The sequence below is a fragment of the Microcoleus sp. FACHB-68 genome (assembly GCF_014695715.1).
In the GTDB taxonomy this organism is placed as follows: Bacteria; Cyanobacteriota; Cyanobacteriia; order Cyanobacteriales; family Oscillatoriaceae; genus FACHB-68.
The window spans coordinates 1,405,308-1,425,176 of sequence record NZ_JACJOT010000008.1 but is presented as its reverse complement, the minus strand read 5'-3'; the positions used below and the strand labels follow the sequence as shown (position 1 = coordinate 1,425,176).

Annotated in this window: 16 protein-coding genes; 3 read left to right on the top strand and 13 right to left on the bottom strand. The window is 46.2% G+C overall.

Annotation, left to right across the window (positions count from 1 at the left end):
- Window positions 1–29: 29 nt before the first annotated feature.
- Complete coding sequence (locus H6F73_RS14570) at window positions 30–776, bottom strand: GUN4 domain-containing protein (protein WP_190759418.1); 747 nt, start codon at window positions 774–776, stop codon at window positions 30–32.
- A gap of 226 nt (window positions 777–1,002) precedes the next feature.
- Window positions 1,003–2,529, bottom strand: a complete 1,527-nt coding sequence (gene bchB, locus H6F73_RS14565) for a ferredoxin:protochlorophyllide reductase (ATP-dependent) subunit B (protein ID WP_190759417.1) — start codon at window positions 2,527–2,529, stop codon at window positions 1,003–1,005.
- A 294-nt stretch (window positions 2,530–2,823) separates the two neighbouring features.
- On the opposite strand from bchB, the gene H6F73_RS14560 reads away from it, so the two are divergent.
- Window positions 2,824–3,285 (top strand): DUF29 domain-containing protein, encoded by a 462-nt coding sequence (locus H6F73_RS14560; RefSeq protein WP_190759416.1) that lies wholly within the window; start codon window positions 2,824–2,826, stop codon window positions 3,283–3,285.
- A gap of 14 nt (window positions 3,286–3,299) precedes the next feature.
- On the opposite strand, the gene rph is transcribed toward H6F73_RS14560, so the two are convergent.
- Window positions 3,300–4,028, bottom strand: a complete 729-nt coding sequence (gene rph, locus H6F73_RS14555; RefSeq protein WP_190759415.1) for a ribonuclease PH — start codon at window positions 4,026–4,028, stop codon at window positions 3,300–3,302.
- A 15-nt stretch (window positions 4,029–4,043) separates the two neighbouring features.
- Window positions 4,044–4,604: an adenylate kinase gene (locus H6F73_RS14550; RefSeq protein WP_190759414.1), complete on the bottom strand. Its 561-nt coding sequence runs from the start codon at window positions 4,602–4,604 to the stop codon at window positions 4,044–4,046.
- Window positions 4,605–5,030: 426 nt separating this feature from the next.
- Between H6F73_RS14550 and H6F73_RS14545 the strand changes: the two genes are divergently transcribed.
- A complete protein-coding gene (locus H6F73_RS14545; protein ID WP_190759413.1) occupies window positions 5,031–5,567 on the top strand; it encodes a P-loop NTPase family protein in 537 nt (178 codons plus the stop codon).
- 134 nt (window positions 5,568–5,701) lie between these two features.
- Here the strand turns inward: H6F73_RS14545 and H6F73_RS14540 are convergent, their stop codons facing one another.
- Window positions 5,702–7,315 (bottom strand): VWA domain-containing protein, encoded by a 1,614-nt coding sequence (locus H6F73_RS14540; RefSeq protein ID WP_190759412.1) that lies wholly within the window; start codon window positions 7,313–7,315, stop codon window positions 5,702–5,704.
- Between the two features lie 325 nt (window positions 7,316–7,640).
- Here H6F73_RS14540 and dcd point away from each other — a divergent pair, with 325 nt between their 5' ends.
- Window positions 7,641–8,222 (top strand): dCTP deaminase, encoded by a 582-nt coding sequence (gene dcd, locus H6F73_RS14535; protein WP_190759667.1) that lies wholly within the window; start codon window positions 7,641–7,643, stop codon window positions 8,220–8,222.
- A gap of 42 nt (window positions 8,223–8,264) precedes the next feature.
- Here dcd and thyX read toward each other — a convergent pair whose 3' ends face one another.
- The 8 genes from thyX to pilM form a co-directional block, all read right to left on the bottom strand.
- Window positions 8,265–10,139, bottom strand: coding sequence for an FAD-dependent thymidylate synthase (thyX, locus tag H6F73_RS14530; RefSeq protein WP_190759411.1), 1,875 nt, complete (start codon window positions 10,137–10,139; stop codon window positions 8,265–8,267).
- Window positions 10,140–10,244: 105 nt separating this feature from the next.
- Window positions 10,245–11,684, bottom strand: a complete 1,440-nt coding sequence (locus H6F73_RS14525) for an FAD-dependent oxidoreductase (RefSeq protein ID WP_190759410.1) — start codon at window positions 11,682–11,684, stop codon at window positions 10,245–10,247.
- 180 nt (window positions 11,685–11,864) lie between these two features.
- Complete coding sequence (gene cobD / locus H6F73_RS14520) at window positions 11,865–12,950, bottom strand: threonine-phosphate decarboxylase CobD (protein WP_190759409.1); 1,086 nt, start codon at window positions 12,948–12,950, stop codon at window positions 11,865–11,867.
- A gap of 27 nt (window positions 12,951–12,977) precedes the next feature.
- The gene (locus H6F73_RS14515; RefSeq protein WP_190669218.1) at window positions 12,978–13,256 is read right to left on the bottom strand and encodes an HU family DNA-binding protein; all 279 of its coding nucleotides are present in this window, start codon (window positions 13,254–13,256) and stop codon (window positions 12,978–12,980) included.
- Between the two features lie 680 nt (window positions 13,257–13,936).
- Window positions 13,937–16,348, bottom strand: a complete 2,412-nt coding sequence (locus tag H6F73_RS14510) for an AMIN domain-containing protein (protein ID WP_190759408.1) — start codon at window positions 16,346–16,348, stop codon at window positions 13,937–13,939.
- 107 nt (window positions 16,349–16,455) lie between these two features.
- On the bottom strand, window positions 16,456–17,193 hold the full coding sequence (locus tag H6F73_RS14505; protein ID WP_190759407.1) for a hypothetical protein: 738 nt from the start codon (window positions 17,191–17,193) through the stop codon (window positions 16,456–16,458).
- On the bottom strand, window positions 17,190–18,104 hold the full coding sequence (locus tag H6F73_RS14500) for a PilN domain-containing protein (protein WP_190759406.1): 915 nt from the start codon (window positions 18,102–18,104) through the stop codon (window positions 17,190–17,192). The genes H6F73_RS14505 and H6F73_RS14500 overlap by 4 nt, the downstream gene beginning before the upstream one ends.
- Before the next feature lie 4 nt (window positions 18,105–18,108).
- Entirely contained in the window at window positions 18,109–19,212 is a 1,104-nt protein-coding gene (gene pilM, locus H6F73_RS14495) for a type IV pilus assembly protein PilM (RefSeq protein WP_190759405.1), read from the bottom strand.
- Window positions 19,213–19,869: the final 657 nt, after the last annotated feature.

Genomic DNA, 19,869 nt, shown 5'->3' with positions numbered 1-19,869 from the left:
AATTAGCCGGAATTAGGGAATTTAAAACTTTAGGGAAGGTTACAGGTTGAAAGTCTTGCGCTTAGATGAGAAATGCTCTCGGAAGCGGTACATTTGCCAACCCCATAACAGGCGCGTTGCCGCCATCCTAAAACCGGCAGATGTCCTGCCGGCGCATTCAAATTAAAGCTGAGTTCGTTGTAGTAAAGCCACCCACCCCGAACACGCCATCCAATGCAATCACAAAAATCTGTGTAGCTGGTGTTACTGCTCTGCCAGATGCGTTGCTGTACACTTAAACCAAAGTGACCATTGCTGTAGTGTTCCCACAACCAATCAATCATGCGTAAATCGGTGCAGGGAAAGTTTTGAATATCTTCAACCGTTAGCCACCCTTCTTTCTCTCTACCGGCAGCTTTTAGCATCACTTCCCATGTCTGCCGATCAGCTTTTTGCCATTTGCCACTTTCAAGCAAGTTCTGCAATTCGCTGTAGTCGATTCCAACTTCTGAATACTGATCAGTTTCGCTTTGTTCTTCGGTTTGCGCTACATTTCCTTGTTCGAGCCGGTATAACACCCATTCCAACTGCGATTGCAAATAAACTCTTTCCTGTGCTGCTTCCTGCAACAGAGATAGCAACTGCGCTCTTTCTTCCCCTGCCTGTTGCAACTGCGCCTGCATTTCATCTAATTTTGCTTCTAGACGTAAAAGCGTTTCCCGCTTATGCTTTTTATCTTCCTTAGAACTGCCTTGCTTAGGCTCATCACCTGATTGAGATTTAGATTTTTTAGACATAGTTATCGTAAGAAATTATTACACATTTATTATTTGAGTAATTATCTGTGTTTATCTGTGGACGCAGGTGAAACTTGAATGACGAGCACAGCACATTCAAGTTTCACCTGCGGAATCTGTGGTTAAAATCAACAAAAATATTTGTCCCAAAAAGTGAAAAAATCCTCCCCCTGAACCACCAGCGGAAGGATTTTTACGAGTTAGCGACTAATCACTGAACCGCCAACTATGCGCCGACAGATTCCTTAGCCGCGTACATCACCTCAACATTAATTTGACTGAAGCCACGCTCACGGGCAAACTTCTCAGTATTGCGTTTTACTTTACCTCGAACAAAGCCAGGAACCTTATTTAATTCGCCTTGAGCTTCTTTTGTCCAAGCCAGATCCGAATCAGCAGAAATTCCCTTGTGGATGACTTCTTTGGTGTCGTGTCCGCCAAAAATTTCCAGCAGGTGATCTTCCATTCCTAAAGTAAAGGAATTGTAGACCAAATCTGCAATTTGATTCGTGCCTTCGTAACCGCAGAAAGGTTTGTAACCAATCGGGAAGTTTTGAACGTGAATTGGTGCCGCAATCACACCGCAAGGAATATCTAAACGCTTGCCAACGTGGCGTTCCATTTGGGTGCCAAAGATAGCAGACGGTTCGACGCGAGCGATCGCATCGCCAATTTGACCGTGATCGTCTGTGATGATCACTTCATCGCAATACTCGCTTACCTGTTCACGGAACCAGTCAGCATCATATTTGCAATAAGTGCCGGCCCAAACAACGTGAATTCCCATTTCACGCGCCAGAATCTTTGTTAAAGCGGCGGCGTGAGTATTATCGCCAAACACAACCGCTTTCTTGCCGGTTAAGTTTTGGCAGTCAATTGAGCGGGAAAACCAAGCTGCTTGCGACACATGGAGCGTTTGCTCGTTGATGAAGTCTTCGTAATCAACTTCAGCGCCTTGAGCGTTAATCACTTGCTGGATCTTGCGGATGCAGCGTGCTGTTTCCACCACACCCATCGGGGTGATATCAACATAAGGTGTGCCGAATTCTTTCTCTAGGTAACGCGCTGCCATTAAGCCGATTTCGCGATAAGGCACCAGGTTAAACCAAGCACGAGGCAATTTCTTGAGGTTATGAACCGAAGCGCCTTCTGGAATCACTTCGTTGACTTCAATGCCGAGGTCAGCCATTAACCGCTTTAGTTCCGTGCAGTCGTGGTGATTGTGGAAACCCAGGCTGGAAATGCCGAGAATGTTAACTGAAGGCTTTTCTGTCTTGCCTTCGGGGATTTCGCCTTTTTTGCGAGCTTTCTCGATGTAGAACTGGACAATTTGACGCAGGGTGCTGTCGGCTGCTTGCAGTTCATTCACCCGGTAGTGGTTCACGTCTGCCAGCATGACATCGCCTTTGGCATCTAGCTGAGCGCGTTGCACAAAGTTTTCCAAGTCTTCTTGCAGAATGCTAGAAGTGCAGGTGGGAGTTAGCACAATCAGATCCGGGCGTTCCTCAGCGTCCTTACGGGTGATGTTGTCCACCACTTTTTCCTGAGATCCGCGTGCCAACACGTTGCGATCAACCGAGCTGATCGTCACCGGCGTGAAGTTCCGATCCCGTTCTAGCATCGAGCGCATGACGTTGAAGTAGTCATCGCCAATCGGTGCGTGCATGATGGCGTGGACGTTTTTGAAGGAACTGGAGACACGTAGGGTGCCGATGTGTGCGGGGCCGGCATACATCCAGTAAGCCAATTTCATAAGGTGTTCTCCCTTGTGCTAATTGAACACAGCCTAAATGAGATAGGTGAGTGATGAGTGCTGAATTTTGAAATCGTTTTTGATTTTCTCAGACTTGCAGCCATTCGGAGCGGTGACTTCTGGGTGATGTAATGCTGATCAAATGGCTGAAATGCTCTTTGTGATTGGGATATAGCTTGCACTTAAAACAACTATCCCATTGTTTAAGTGCAATGATTCTTAATCTTTCCCTACACTTTGTAAATAAGGGGCCGGCGTTAGATTGACAATTATTTTGCAAGATTGGAGAAAACGATGCAGACAAAGCAAGATTGGGAATGGTTAGCAGTTTGCTCTCATTATCAAACTGCTGTGGCTGTGCGGCAATTTTTACAAGAGGGAAAATCTGTGGAAGCCGGCGAGGGTTTAGATTCGCTGATTGAAGCAATGGGAAGAACAGAGAAGCGAGCGGTTCAAAGCCAGTTAATTCGGCTGATGAGCCACATTATCAAGTGGAAATGTCAGCCACAGCGCCGTTCATCGAGTTGGGCTATTACGATTCTATCTGCTCGTACTGAAATTGAAGATAGTCAAGAAGAAGTCCCCAGTTTGAATCGTGATTTCATTCAATCAATCTGGGATAAATGCTTCAATAAAGCGATGAAAGAAGCTGTTGTAGAAATTGGAAAAAAATGTCAGTTAACTTCTCTTTCTTGGGAAGAGGTGTTTGAGGAAGAGTATAGTTTAATTAAAGATGAGGAAGAAGGTATTGAATGAGGAAAAACTCTAATTTAAGTGATAGCCGTTCGCAGCGTTTCCCGTTGAATTTCTAATAATTCCCGAATTCCTTTTTCTGCGATATCCATCATTTGATTGAGTTGATGCCGGCTAAAACTACCAGATTCAGCAGTTCCTTGAACTTCAATAATGTTTAACTGCTCGTTCATCACAACATTAAGATCGACTTCGGCTGCGACATCTTCTTCATACTTGAGATCCAAAAGCAATTCATCCTCTAAAAGTCCGACTGAAATTGCTGCAACTTGATGGCGGATGGGCGAACGCTCTAATGCTCCGCTTTGTAGGAGTGTTTCCAAAGCATCTGCTAGGGCAACAAAACCGCCGGTGATTGCAGTTGTTCGGGTGCCGGCATCTGCTTGCAAGACATCTGCATCAACAATAACGGTACGTTCTCCTAATGCTCGCATATCTAAAGATGCGCGTAAACTGCGCCCAATTAATCGCTGAATTTCTTGGGTGCGCCCGGAGAGTTTAAGAAATTCTCGTTCTTGGCGCTGGGGTGTTGCTCCCGGTAGCATTCGGTATTCAGCCGTTAACCAGCCTTGACCTGTTTCTTTTAAGAATTTAGGGACTCCAGGCTGAATTGTGACGGTACATAAAACTTGAGTGTCCCCACATTTTGCTAGAACTGAACCGGCTGCGAATCGGGTGAAGTTTCGCTCAAAAGAAAGGGGACGTAATTGGTCTGCTTGCCGGCCATCAGGACGCTGCCAAGACATAGGAGATTTTAACCTTTAAATTTTAGATGGATTGAGAACTTTCAAGATATCTTGCTGGATCTGTGCCGGCGGTTGGTCGGCGTTAACTTTTAAGAGCCGGTGCCGGTGTTCATAGTATTCCATGATGGGAATTGTATATTCATAGAATAAATCAATCCGCCGCTGTACAATTTCTGGCAAATCGTCTAGGCGTGCCCGTGAGATTGACCGGCTCATTAAGACGCTTTCAGGGACTTCTAAAGAAATTGCCCAATCTAAATGCTGTCCCAAGTCATCTAGCAAAAAGTCTAATTCTTCAGCTTGGAAGGCGGTGCGGGGATAGCCATCTAACAGCCAACCGCCGGCGGCATCAGACTCTAAAACTCGCTTGCGAATGAATTCAATCATAGTGGGATCGGGCACGAGTTCGCCTTTTTCAACATAAGGTTCAGCTTGACGCCCCAGTTCAGTTTGAGCAGCGATGGCTTGTCGTAAAATGTCGCCGGTGCCAATCAAAGGGATATTGAGGTGAGCGCACAGCTTTTGCGCTTGCGTTCCTTTACCGGCTCCTGGCCCTCCGAGAATTACCAGTCTCACAAATAAGCTCCTACTTCCGTAGCGTTCCGCACAATTTTACTGGGCTGTGGTTCGCTAAACGCCATTATTGTAAGCTTCTTCGGGCACTCATGCCGGTGATTGTTTGACCCCTGATGTTAATTTTGGATTGGACGGGTGCCGGTGTAACCAGTGACAGGATAGACTGTCAGGTTTTGGTCAACCTGCGTCATCCATAAAACTTATTAACCGGCTTCTCTGACTGTTCGGTTGAGCTTGGCTATGTCCTGTTGCGCCGGCTAAGGATTTTTCTATCTGGAGAAAGGAAGAATAGAGATACATCTAGTGTTATATTAGGCAACACATAGATAAACCACACTATATATTGGTTGCGAATTATAGACTAAACTGCCGCTATAGTGCTCAGTAAGCTTACTATCAAAATCCGTCACTTGTTAAATTTTCCCTATGGTCGCACAGCTAGAAACCGCAGTTCTCAATTCTCCTGGTCGCATCCCCTATACCGTGGAAGGACTGATCCAAGTCTTCACCGGCAGCCACCGCAGCTTTTTCACCAGCGTCATGGCGCAAGCACTCAGAATTTCCGGTCAGGGGACGCCGGTGTTGGTGGTGCAATTTCTTAAAGGAGGAATTGGCCAAGGTCACGAACATCCAATGCGACTGGGGCAGAATTTAGACTGGATTCGCTGTGATTTGCCGCGCTGCATCGATACCCCCCACCTAGACGAAGTAGAAACGCAATCGCTGCGTAAGCTATGGCTGCATACCCAGCAAGTGGTGCTAGCCGGTAATTATCACCTTGTGGTTCTGGATGAACTGAGTTTGGCGATGAATTTTGGCTTGATTCCAGAGGCGGATGTCTTGGCATTTCTTGACAAACGTCCCCGTCATGTGGATATTATCTTGACCGGCCCTGAGATGCCGGTGGCCGTTTTGGAAGTTGCTGACCAAATTACGGAAATTCGGCGCAGTCACCGACCATAGTTAAGTCATAAAGTTGGATAAATCTGACTAAATACTCTTAGTCAGTCCTCTAAAGAGAACTTTTGCAATTAGCCGGGAACTCAAGTTCCCGGCAGATTTCTGGGTAAAAAGTTTCAATTTTTGCAAAAGATTTATTATTTTCCTGCTAGAGATTTGCTCTTTTCAACCAAACGGATAAATTCGGTTCGGTAGCCTTCCAAGTCTGTACCCTTCGATTGCTTGGCAAGGCTTAAAACTTGATCAAAATTCGCAGTTCCTTTGTATTGAGAATCCCGCAAAACCATACCAAATGCAGCAACGGCTGCAGAAAATTTCAAGTTATTTGAGGCATTTTCTAATTTTACACCTCGGTCAACTAATGGCTGTGAGATTAACTGAGAAGTTTCCGCTTTAGGCGCTTTGTAACGTAACTTAACTAGCATCAGTTCATCACTTTTATAAGCAGCCGGTGCGACATTATTTTTTTGTTGATATCGCAAATCATCAACAGCCGGCAAGTTGACATCACTTTTCACCCCAGTCGGGAGAATTTCATATAATGCTGTTACCGAATGTCCCGCGCCCAACTCTCCAGCATCTTTTTTGTCATCATTAAAATCTTGACTTTGTAGCCGCCGGTTTTCATACCCAATTAAACGGTAAGCTTGAACTTTAGCGGGATTAAATTCAACTTGAATCTTTACGTCCTTGGCTATTGTTAATAGCGTTGCGCCCATCTCCGTCACTAAAACTTTTTTGGCTTCTAAAAGGTTATCGATATAAGCGTAATTTCCATTACCTTTATTTGCCAATTGCTCCATCTTAGAGTCTTTGAGATTTCCCATACCGAATCCAAGAATCGTGAGAAAGATATCTCGCTTTCGATAATCTTCTATCAGACGTACCAGTTCCCCATCGCTGGAAACCCCAACATTAAAATCCCCATCACTTGCCATGACGATGCGATTATTCCCAGATTTTAGGAAACTATTTCGGGCAACTTGATAGGCAAGTTGAATGCCTTCACCGCCGGCAGTAGAACCGCCTGCCTCTAGTTTGTCAATTGCCTGTAATATCTTGTCTTTTTGGTTGCCGGGAGTTGGTGGTAAAACTAAGCCGGCAGCCCCAGCATACACAACAATCGATACCCGGTCTTTTTCAGATAACTCATCAACCAATAATTGCAAAGCTGATTTGAGCAACGGTAGTTTATTCTGCCTATTCATTGAGCCAGAAACATCTATAAGAAAGACAAGATTGCTCGGCGGTAAATTTTCAGTGGAAATGCGTTTTCCTTGTAAACCAACCTGAACTAACTTGTGTGAAGGGTTCCAAGGCGCTTGAGAAATTTCTGTTGTAACCGAAAAGGGTTGTTCACCTTTAGGCTGAGGATAATCGTAAGTAAAGTAATTAATCATTTCTTCGATTCTAACGGCGTCTGGCGGCGGGAGTTGACCTTCATTAATAAACCGTCGAATGTTACTGTAGGATGCCGTATCTACATCGATAGAAAATGTTGAAAGCGGGCTATTATTAACAACCTGAAATGGGTTATCCTCAATGCGATTGTAGTCTTCGGCTACTCTTCGTCCAGGGGTTTCAGATGCCGGTATTGCGGCTTTTTGTGCAGTTACCGGCGGTGCATTGCCGGCAGGCGCACTTGATCCGGTCATCTGAGGGCCACACGCTGCTAACATCAGGAAGGGAATGCAGCCGGCGAGTAATATGATTTTCGAGTGTTTCACGAGGCCGGCAAGTGGTTGGTTCATCGTATCCTCTTTAATAGAAGTTAACTTCAGGATTGACAACACGGGATAACATGGCATTTCCGGCATCCGTTGTGTTCAGTCCAAGATAGCAATTTTTCTAAGCTTGACAGTGAGTAGATGTATCTAATTAGTGTTTATAATCAGCAGCTTATATTTATTGATTCTTAACAATCACTGCACTCCCTATAGATTGTTAAGCAATGTTGACAAATTGCCCCCGTTTATTGATATGATCTTGAGCCGGCTATAAATGCCGCAAGCAATTTTGAAAGTTGCTGTTCAAATACTGAAATTCACCGGAGTTGCCGGTTATAAGCAAATACAGATGATTAAAAACGATATTTGGATTGCTCGAATGGCAGAGAAAGGCATGATTTCTCCCTTTGAGTCTAAATTAGTTCGACGCAATGAGGAGCTACCTGTTATTTCCTACGGTCTTAGTAGCTTTGGTTATGATATCAGGCTGTCTCCCGTTGAATTCCGAATTTTTCGCCACATTCCGGGAACCGTTGTCGATCCCAAAAACTTTAATCCTGAGAATTTAGAACCAACAAAGCTTTATACAGATAAAAACGGCAGTTATTTTGTTCTGCCAGCACACTCTTACGGTTTGGGAGTTGCACTGGAAAGATTAGAAATTCCCGACACTATTACTGTAGTTTGTATCGGGAAAAGCTCTTACGCGCGTTGTGGAATTATCGCAAATATAACGCCGGCAGAAGCAGCATGGCGAGGTCATTTAACCCTAGAGTTTTCTAACTCTTCAAGTGCTGATTGTCGAATTTATGCTAATGAGGGCGTCGTGCAACTGCTATTTTTTGAAGGAGAACCCTGTTCAATCAGTTATGAAACTCGTCAGGGTAAATATCAAGATCAATCAGAGATGGTGACTTTACCCAGAGTTTAAGTGGAATAGCACTCCTTAAGAATGAGCGTGATTATACAGTTGTTAGGGAGCTAATCGCGCTTTTTTTAGCCTGGATTTCTCATACCACTCTGCTAATTCAGGCATCCATTCCTTGAAATGCGGCATAATGAGATCGCAGAGTTTTTGACATTCTAACTGAGCATCTGGTTTAGCTCTTAGGTCAAGCAAATGCATTAAAGATCGCGCGTTGAAAGATACGACAAAATGCTGCCGGACATCAAAAGGAATAATTCCTCTTGCGTGTTCTTCAGAAACTCCTTGCTCAAGAAGTTGCTGATAGCGTTTTGCGGCTTCAATACACCAAGATAAGTCTTTTTCTCGCATTTCCTGAGTGTAGTCATAACGTTTTCCCTGCCGATCCAGATAATGACCGACAGGACGTAAATAAAACACATCTTCGATATCTTTTAAACCTTGAGCAGCTTGAGCGATGCGGTTGCCGGTGTAGCGGTTAGAGTTGTGAACAACCATGCCATTCGCTACAAAGTTATGCCAAGGTTCTTCAATCTCTAAGTCATAAGTTATTTGTTTGCCAAGGTACTCCACACTTTTGACTTTGACGGGATGCGCTCTGAGTTTATTACCAGGAGGTTTAGGTTTTGGCTGCCAATGTTGAGGTTCTAAGATTGGTTGGTAAGATTTAGCAAAATCAGCTTCTTCGTTATTCTGGTGGATATATTCATGGCATTCCTTGCACAAACTCACCAAGTTATTAAATTCATACGCAAGGGATTCATCCGCAAACACCGGCACTAAATGATGTGCGTGAAGCTTGCCTCCTTTTGTTCCGCATTTTTGGCAAATGTAATTAAATTTTTGGTGAACTTGGGCTGCAATTTGTCTTGTCCACGCACCTATAAGTTCGCGTTCAGTCGATGTGCCGCCTTTCCAGAAATGAGAATCTTCCCCTCTTTTTGTATATTTCTTGGCATTTTCTAGACGTTTCTGTCGGCTTTCTTTGGATAGGTTGAGTTTGTATCCTCCATTGCCCTTGTTCCAAGGTGTTCTTCCCTCCATTGGTCTTTTGTTGAGCGACAATCTATAGATATAAACCCATTTCTTAACCGCCTCTATTGAGCAACCCGCTAACTGTGCCATTTCATTTGCGTAAAGTCCATTGCCTAACTGTGTCTCTAACCAAGCTTTGTCTCGGTAAAGACCTGTGCCGGCTGCAAGCGTTCCATTGCACATTACGAAGCACTGCTTTGTCATCCTGTCCGCTGTCAATCCAACAGCTTCGCCCATTGTCTGCCACCCTTCTGAAGTAAAAAGTCGATGATTCGCGGTGCAGTCCAGGCTCTTTCCATCTTCAAGCGTTACGCGATAAACGGGCTGAAGTCCACTACAAGTTACATCTTTGATATGGCTAAATTCAAACAGTCCCGTTTCTTCGTTCAGTACGCGAATTCGCATTTTGCGGATTCTTTTTTTGCAATCGCGGCGATATTCTCCGGGCAGTTCTCCGTTTCTGCCTCGAATGTTCCTGGAGCGAATCGCGTTTTCTCCGTTTGTCCAGAGATCGTACAATTCCCCAATTGTCTTGCGTAATTTTTTGGCGCTTTGCCCTTCGCAATCGACAAAGGTAATCTCGGTGTTTGGGCCAAGACATTGTACATCGAATGAAATTCCCACACGATGTGTCCGTACCTGCTGCATGACACTGTGAGGAAAATAGCCACAATTAAACACAATTTGAACGTGTTCTATTGGCCCAAAATGCCCACGTTCGCCGGCTAAAAGACGCTTAACAATAAGTTCGCCACATTTTGACTCAGACGGCCACGATTCGCGCTCGTCAAACACAAACCCCTCACTATAATCTTGATGAAGGGCACCATAAACCACCTGCTGGGGATTTAATGTTTTAGAAATAACTTCTACTCGAAATCGATCCATTATACGTTCGCAATTAATTGACCAAGCTCACATTCTATTTTTTACGGGTGAGCTTTCTAAAATATTTTCTCAGAAAATGTAACCATCGATTAAATCTAAACCTATCTATTTAAACCGGCCTCGACGCCAATTGAACAAACCTTCCAAAAAATCTTGCAAACGTTCATTACGGCTGAGACGCTGCCGGCTCCACTCCGCAGCCGTATTCTCAGTAATTTCTGATAAACTGGGCCAGATTGCCGGCAATTTTAGCTTCTCTACCTTAATTTTCTGCCGCATCGCCAGCGCAATCGGATAAATCAGCTCACCGGCATTGGGCGCGACAATCGAAGCGCCGAGAATCTCGCCATTGCCCCGAACAATAATTTTACACAATCCTGTCGTTTCTCCCAGCATCTGCGCTCCGGCAATCGTCTTCAAATACTGCCGCAACACCAAAACATCCTTTCCATATTGGCTTCTTGCTTGCGCTTCCGAGATTCCAACCCGCGCTAGTTGGGGATCGCTGAAAATTCCGCAGGGAATGCCGTGATAATCTGCCTTGAAAACCGGCAAAAATAGCGCATTCTTTAGCGCAATATCGGCTTCATAATTCCCCAGATGAGCAAGATTGTAGCCACAGGCAAAAATTCGGGGATTCGTCGTTTGCAGTTTTTCGCTCAGCTCAATGCCCCGCAAATGCCATTTTACCCCTACCGATTCTAAATTTAACGAGTCTAGATTCGGCTGCTCACCGGCTGCCAGCAAAATTTCATCCACTTCAATTGCTTGGTTGCCGGCTTGAACCCATTTTTTACCGTCGATGGATTTAGCTTGAGTTACCTCGGTTTTCGTGAGAATACGCACTCCCTCAGCTTCTAGCTGTGCCTGAATTAGCTGTGCTGCTTCTGGGTCTTCTTTGGGTAAAATATAAGGGCTTCTGACTGCTAGGGTGACAGTTTTTCCCAGGCGCACAAATGTTTGAGCGAGTTCTATTGCGGTGGGTTCTGCACCAATTACCATTAAGTTTTGAGGCTGGGGTTTGATGTTAGCAAACTGGCTAATTGTCTCGGCAGTAAGATAGCCGGTCGCTGCGAGTCCGTCAATATCTGGAATCGCTGATAGAGTGCCGGTGGCGAGTAGATAAGCGCGGGCGCGGAGTCGTCGATCTTTGACTTCAAAACCAAGCTGAGGTTTGGGATAAAATTGGCCGGCACCGGCAATGAAATCAACGCCTAAAGAAGCCAAGACTGCAGGTGATTGCTGCGCTTCTAAGTTAGAGACAATGCCGGCACACCATTGCATTGCTTCGTTCAATTTTACGGAGATTTGCGGGGCTGCCGATATCTGTTCATCAGTGTCGCAGTAGATACCAAATTGATGCGCTGCCCTCATTTGCTGAGCAGTGCGGCTAATTTGGGTTAATGCTTTGCTATGTGCGCCGGCATTCACCAAGGGTTCGGGTGCGATTAAGGCAACTCTGGCTTTAAGGGATGCGGCTTTGGCTGCGGCATAAAAGCCGGCAGGAGTGTTTCCAATGATTACTAAGTCGTAGTCAACTGCCATGTTTGAACTCTACAAATTTATGAAAATAATTTGAGGTTTTGTTATTTATGTTTGAAAATATGGATTTTTTTTAACCACAGATGCACACAGATAAACACAGATAATTTTATAGTTTTAAAATAGATTTTTTCAAGTTTTTATAAATGGGATGTGTGTGAGCCAAAGTTTTTTTTTATTTTCTCATTTTTCAGGCTTGTCTTTTCCTGACAGGATTTCTGCTAGTGCTTCTAGTAAACGTTGGTTTTCAGATTCTAAGCGAACGGCAACCCGAAAGTAACGTTCGCCCAATTCGGGAAAGCTGAGGCAGTCGCGGATTAAAATTTGTTTGCGCTTGAGTAATGTTTGTTGCAGCCAAGAAGTAGGCTGATCGGACTCTACGAGTAAGAAGTTGGCAGCACCGGCATGAGGTTGCAAACCGGGTATTTGTGCCAGTCCCTCAAATAGTTGGGTTCGTGCCGGTGGCAACCAATCCCAGGTTTTTTGTTGAAATTCGGTATCTTGCACCACGGCTACGCCGGCAGCGGCTGCTAAAACATTGACCGGCCACGGATCACGCCACAACTGCCACTTGCGTAAATGCTCTGGATGTGCAATTGCATAACCTAAGCGAAGTCCGGGCAGGCTATAGAATTTCGTCAGTGAGCGCAGAATCACTAAGTTGGGGTAATCCCGCACCACCGGCACTAAACTCTGCTGCCGATCTGCCGGTAGAAAGTCCATAAAAGCTTCATCGACCACTACCAGAGCAAATTGCTCTAAGTAAGGCAGAATCGTTTCTTTTTGGAACAGAGTGCCGGTGGGGTTGTGCGGGTTATTGAGTAAAAGTCCTTTGTTTTGCGTCCCTTGGGATTGACTCAAAACAAGTGACCACTGCTCTCTGACAAATGACAAAGGACACTCAAACACATTCACATCAAATGCCTTGAGTGCCCGCCTGTAGTCACCAAATGCCGGCGTAAGCAAATAAGTCTCTGCCAGTTGCGAAAAATCCCTGCCGGCAAGCGTTAATAACTCTGCCGAGCCATTACCAGGAAGAATCCACTCAGGGCTAAGCTGGTGCAGCTGAGCCAGCGCCGTCCGCAGTTCCTGATAATCCGGGTCGGGATAAGCTCTCAGCTCGCTGATATGGGTTTGAATCGCCGATATCGCGCTGCTGGGAGGACCCAAGGGATTGATACTGGCAGAAAAATCAAGAATGGCCGAAGGGGGGCAGCCGGCTAATGCCGCTGCCCAAGCTAAATTCCCCCCATGTGCCGGTTGCTTCAAGGTTTGGTTCTTGCCTTAGAGAAACGATTATTCGGGCGCAACCTTCTCCTTGAACAACTTGCCGGCGGAGAAGGCAGGCACCCTCGTTGCCGGGATTTCCATTTTGTCGCCGGTTTTGGGGTTGCGACCTTCGCGGGCTTTGCGTTCGCGAGATTCAAACGAGCCAAAGCCGACCAATGTCACTTTGTCACCTTCGGAAACGGCTTCCATAATCGCTTCCAGGGCTGCTGTGAGTACAGCATCGGCCTGTTTCTTAGTCACACTGGCTTTTTCAGCCACAACGTCAACTAATTCGCCTTTGTTCATTTCAAAGATCCTTAGCGTTTGTAGAACGTGTTAAACATCACTGGGCGACCTCAAAAGAGAGATCCGGGCATAAGTCTTGGCGGGACTTGCTAAAAATCGCTGAAAATCCCACAGACTCTAGTTTTCACTGCAATATTCTAAAGGGTGCAAGCCTGATATGGAAGCCTGAAACCTTTAATTTATGTGGATCTGAGTATTTTTTTGCCAATTTCAAGCCGCTTTGCAGCTTTGCCGAACCCGATTTTTTCTCAAAAATCAGAATAAATACCTATTCTGTTTACTTGTAATTTTGCTATAAGCTTGCAGAGGTTAAAACAATAAAAATAATAATAAAATGCTTAAGCAGTAAAGTTTACAAGCTATAAATGCTTATTTTAAATCAATCACTTAAAATAATAATTTTCCTTATCTAAAATTCTAGAAACCGAGTGCCGGGAATCAGTAAATCCTAAAAAGCTGATTTTGCACGAATTTGGTTCGCTAAGCGTACTGTTCACCATTGAGCTGACCAATAAAACATTTTGTAAATGCCGGCGTGGCCCAATCAAGATGGCCAAATCTCCTAATGCCGGCCAAAAAACTCAGCCTCCCCTTGCTCAAAAAAGCAAAAACCCCTGTTTCAGCTAAAACAGGGGCACAAAACTATAAAGGGAGAATACGTTTCTCTCTTTAACCTGTATTTACCGAGAATTGCCCTCAGGGAGCATCTGCCTTTGGATCAGCGGACGCACATCTTGGCCTGGAGTGTAGCCATAGCCGAACGGTGAGAGTTCAGAGTCATCCATAATCTGCGGCGTCAGCACCACAATCACCTCAGCCCGTGTATTGGTTCTATCAGTGCTTCTAAACAAAGCACCAATAATTGGCAGATCGCCCAACAGGGGGATTTTTCTAGCGGTAACTCGATCTTGTTCTTGAATAATCCCTGAGAGAATTAAGGTCTGGCCATCTCGCAAGCGAATCAGTCCAGAGTCCAGGCTACGCTCTGCCAGTAAAGCAATGGTGGTGTCTTCAAACACTGCTGAATCCGCAATGGATCTTACCTGGGGGTTAACCCTTAACGAGATAAAACCGTTATCGTCAATGCGCTCAACAATAACAGCAAGAATTAAACCGGCCTGTTCCTTTTCTGCTGTCGTTGTGCTTACTGTTACACCTTCAGAGGATTCTCTCTCGATCTCGATGTTGCCAATTACATCTTGAGTGAGGTTGACCCTAGCAGTTTCCCCTTCTTGAACGACTAATGTCGGGTCGGTCAGAATCTTCGCATTGCCACTGATCACTTGAGCTTGCAGCAGGGATAGAAACCTTCTGGGGTATTGGATAAAAGGAAATAAGCCAAAAGTTGCAGAGCCAGTAGCAGTGATGTTTCCTGTTGCTGGATCTATTGTAGGAACCGTGTACTCTTGAACACCTACGTCTAGGGGATCTCGCGATACAGGCGGACGGGGGTCTAGGTAAACCCCATTAGGATTGCCGGTAAGCGGTACATTAAATGTGCCCCGTGTATCAAAGAAAGGTTCCTCTTCGCTAAGGGGATTAGGAACTATTGGCGGATTCGTTATGCCGCCGGTGGTAGTTGCTCTACTAGGGGGGTTAATCCCTCCAAAGTTGAGGGCAGCAGCTCCGTTATCGTTGACAAAGAAAGTGTCACCAATTCCAAAAGAAAAACTGCTGTTGAAGTTATCTACTGAGGAGAGGTTAATATCAATAATTTTGACATTGACCGCCACTTGACGCCGACGTAGGTCAAGCTGCACCAATTGAGAGGCAGCCATTTCTACGAGACGGCGAGGGCCAACTAAGGTAACAGAATTGAGCCGCTCATCAACCAAGACTTGCAAACCTTGCAAGACGGGTTGTGCGTTTTGCGAGGTAAAGCGAAGGGTGTCAATGGTTGTTTGAGTCCTGGTGTTCGATTGTGTAATTGCTTGCTGGGTTCCTTGGATGGGAATAGCCGTTACCTGAGTCACTTCTTGAGTGGAAGTCACAGCACTCTCGGCTCCCATACTGGCTAAAAAGCCGGATGCCTGTCGTGCCTGCACCTGGTTAAGCCGATAGGTACGAATCACCACATCACTTAGCTCGTTGGGTAATCGGCTGCCTACAAAAATTGTGCGTCCAATTCGGTTGGCTTGCAAACCACTGAGCCGGAGGACGTAGTTAAAGATATCTTGTACCGACTCATTTTCAATATCTAGTGAAATCGTCGGTATGCCGGCACCGGCTGCCGCTTGACCCCCAGGTGCTGCTGGCTGACCGGCTGCTGTCGGCCCACCAGGGACTTCTGCGGTAAAGGCGAGGTTAAGACCGGCTTCTCTTGCCAAGAGTGACAACACCTCGCGAACCGGCGCGTCTTTCAAAACTAAACGAGGCACCCGCTGATTGGTGCCCAGATCGATAGTCGAAGCCGCTGAATCAGTGGTTGCGGCTGCAATATCGCCCACGGGTGGTGCAACGGCTCGTGGCAAGAAAGGTGGCGCTGCGCTGGGACCGGCAGCAGCGGGCGGCATATTGGCAATCGGAGGAGTTGCCGGCACGCCATCAATGGTAATTTCTGGGTTTGGAACCAAAACATTGGGTGCCGGCCCTGGTGGAGTTTGAGCCATTGGCCCTGGGTTAATCGAAGGCAGACCCGGTGGGGCTGGCGGCACATTTTGGCTAGGGCGTCCTGCGGCTGTGCCGGCTCCCGGCGTAAAGCTAAAGAGGATCCCCTGACTGTCTCTACCGGCAATTTGTCCAGAAGGAGTACCAGTAGTGCCGGCGACGATCACCCGAACACTATTGGCATCAAGCTGAGTGACGACCACGGAGGCAATGCCAGGATAGGGGTTGTCTTGACGAAAGATATTGCCTTGTGGTAAGCGAAGCTGTGTGTTGATGACATCGGCGACCAGATCGTTACCCCGGCTTACCGTGAAAATCTGAGGGCGTTCGCCGCTCTGAGTTTCCAAGAAAACCTCAATTCCCTGATTGCTTTGCCTAACCTGCACACCTGTGACTTGGGTAGCTTGCGCCCACACCGGCGCTTGTCCCATTAATACCACTGCTCCTGCGAGCAAGAGGCCGCCAAATCCCCGATCCTGTTTCACCGTTCTCTCCTCAACTCACAAAAATGGTATGAAATTGCATCCGATGATTGTTGCCGGTTTTGGCTCCTGGATGCTATGGCTTTTAAACTTCGCTTGTTTCGTCTTGTTTACTTGGCTGGTGGGGTTGCCGGTGTTGCGCCGGCAATTTCTTCCGCTGATTTAGGTACAATAACCGTCATCTTCAAAGTGGTGTCAAGAGCCGGTTCAGTTAGCCCGCGCACTTTGCCTTGTTCGTCTACCACCAGTCGCATCGTTTGTTCATCTATTTTCGCGCTGAATTCTCCCATTACTAGCAGCGGCTCTAACCGCTCAATGTTACGAATAATGGATTGCGTTTGAGCGAATGTCCCCTCTAACTCCAATCTCAGTGGCACAGCTTTAAACTGAGCTAGATTTGGAAGGCTTGGCCCTTTACCATCTGGATACAGGGTGTTACTGATGATTTCATTATCTGGTTTAAACAGTTGAATCCTAGCTCCACCCTGTTTGACAATTTTGTTGATATCCAACAGTAAAGTATCTAGCTTTGTTTGATCACCAAACAAAGCTTCTACCTCAGCTTTTAGCTGTTTTTCTCTCTGTAATTCAACTTTGGCTTCTTCAATTTTGGCCGCACCAACTTTGAGCTGTGCAATTTCACTTTCTTTGGTGCTAATCTTGCCTTTAAGTTCTTCCTGCTTTGTCCACTCAGGCGTCAGCACGTACATATACAGACCAACTGCCGCTGCCACACCAGCAACGGCGACCAAAACCCCAATAATCGTTGGCGTAAATTTAATGCCAAATAGGCCACCGCCAGCTTCCTGCTCTTCTTCGCCCGGACCCCACTCTTCACTAACTGTCATGGTTTAATGACCTCCTTGTTTTGCAGTTGTTCGATCCGAGTTGCCAGTCCAATCGCACCCTTCCGATTCAGTTCTCGAACCACCTCTGAAGCGTTTGCGTTACTAACACCGGCTTCAATTTTGTAAGTCACCACTTTTGGCAGTTGTATTTCCGGAGGTTGCCCTTCATTAGACGGGTCATCTGGCTGCTTATTTTTGTTTTGAGGCAGGACAGTTCTCGTTTGCAAGGAGTTGTCTGTCAAGTTCGCTTCAAGGATCTTAACTTCTGACGCATTCAAGAATTTAGAATCCTGGAGACCTAGCATAAAATCATTCACTTCGTCAAACGATTTTGCTGTGCCGTTGATCACGAGTTTTTGGGTAAACTGTTGCCACGGAGATACTGCCGGTGGGGGAGGTGCTGCGGCTGCTGGGGGCGCACCGGCTGCTGGGGGAGTCCCGGCTGCTGGTGGCGGGGGTGCTGCTGCCGGCGGGGGTGTGCCTGGAACTGGGGTTGCTACTTTTACAGTTTGCTCAACGTCAGCAATTTGAACGTTTGCCGGCACCCGGTCGCGGATATCTTGTAAAATCGCTGAAACCGGCTTGAGCGAAGTATTAAACAGCAGCGCTAATCCATCCGTCTCGGCCTTAATTTGATCGCTTTGCGCTCTAATAGCTCTATACTCGCTATCTTTGCTAGCCAATTGGCCGGCTTGCCCTTCCAATGTTGCCAATTGATCTTGCAGTTTTTGATTACCCGACTGGGCAACGAACCAAAAACCCATCACCAAAGCCGGGAAAAAAACACCCGTCGCCACTCCCGCAATTAACGCAGTCCTATCCCCAACCTGAATTTTGCCCCCCTTGCGTTTGGTTTTTTGGGTGACATAATCAGGCCGGTCATTGAGAAAATTAATATCAAGGCTATACATAAAATTACACCTCCCGTAGTCCTAGACCCAGTACAACCCCCAGTCCTGGTCGTTGCACCTCAGTAATTTCTTCATCAATTTCCAACGATAAACTTTCCACTGGATCTACCTGAGAAGTGGGCAGGCTTAACCGTTGCATGAAAAATTCATCCAGTTGACCGAGTGCAGCACCTGGCCCTGCCAGTAGAAGCTGCGCTACCTCTAAGTTTTCGCTCTGGTTGAGATAGAAGTCAATGGAGCGACGGATTTCATCCGCGAGTTCTCCTAAAATCTTGAGCATGGCTGCAGTTCCGGGGTTTGTCCCTCCCATTGTACCCAGTCCTGATGTATCCACGGGGGTAACGGGAATGGTCATCCCCGCCAGCAGATCGGTGTTTCTCGACGGCGGTAAGTTCATCGCTTTTGACAGCGCACTTTGAATTTGGAAGGTGCCGATCGGAATGGTTCGGGAAAACTGAGGGATGCCATCTACAACAATGGCAATTTCAGTTGTGTCAAACTCGATATCTGCAAGCACTGCTGCTTCTTGCGGAGTAAACTGCTGCAATTGCTCTCGAATTGTCCGGATCAGGGAAAAACTCGTCACCTCTATAACATCAATTTTTAAATCAGCCTGCTTGAAGATATCGATATAGACATCTGTAATTTCTTTGCGGGTGGCAACCAACAGCACCTGGTATTTTTCAATCCCATCTTCATCCACAAACGGTTGCAATTTTTGGAAGTCTACATCTGCTTCTTCCCGTGGGAATGGCAAATACAGCCCCGCTTCCGAGTTCATGTATTCCTTTAACTCTAAGTCATTGAGTTCTGCCGGCACCGGAATCAACCGGATCACGGCTTCTTTCCCAGGGATTGCCGTAGCGACCTGCTTTGCTTTAATCTTGTGTTCTGCCAGCGTTTCCGTGATCAAGGCAGCTAAAGTCGGAGAGTCAACAATTTGGCCTTCTTGAAAGACATCTTCCGGCACCGGCACCGAGGCAAAGGTGGCCACTTTGTAACCCTGACCCTGTTTGCGGAGCTGCACAATATTGATCCGTTCAGGAGCCAATTCTATACCGACCCCTTGCTTGCTTTTGGAAAATAGACGTTTGAATGAGTTAACCACGGCTTTGTCCGCTCACGTATCAAGGTGGATGGGATATTGAAAATTAGCCAGAGCGAGATGATAATACCGAATTTATGGTACTCAAATCGTACCCAATTTCATCAAGAATCACCACGTTCGTTAGAAACTTTACAAACAAGCTGCCTCTGCTAGGATTCCCGATTTAGCGGCCCACCTTCCTATTTGCTCACTGGCCCTCACCAATGTGTTTAGAAGATCCGGTTAAAGTGCCTAGTCACCTTGCATTCAGCAAACAAGAATTTTATCGTTCACAAACACTAAAATAAGGTGCACAAAATAGATTTACTGGTATTTGCCTTTTGCCATTTCAGGCATAGTCGCTTCTGAGGCAGGCCGGCGTGCCTCGCCTGAAACATTCAGCAGCCGCCATGTTTAAGTTAACGTACATCTAATTCGTATTGTCTACGAGCCAGAAAAAATCTTAAATTCCTTGCCCTATTTCCCTTTCTCCCTATCTTCCTTCTATCTCATTAGATAAATTAAATGCGTAGCAGCGGATCTGCGTTCTCGCACTCCCCATCACATTTCGATAATCTAGTACATTGGGCACAATCGGTTCAGTAACCGGCATCAAAGGCAAGCAAAATGAGCAGGATTAAAACTCAGAGGTCAAAGTTGACACAGTGGGTAACCTTT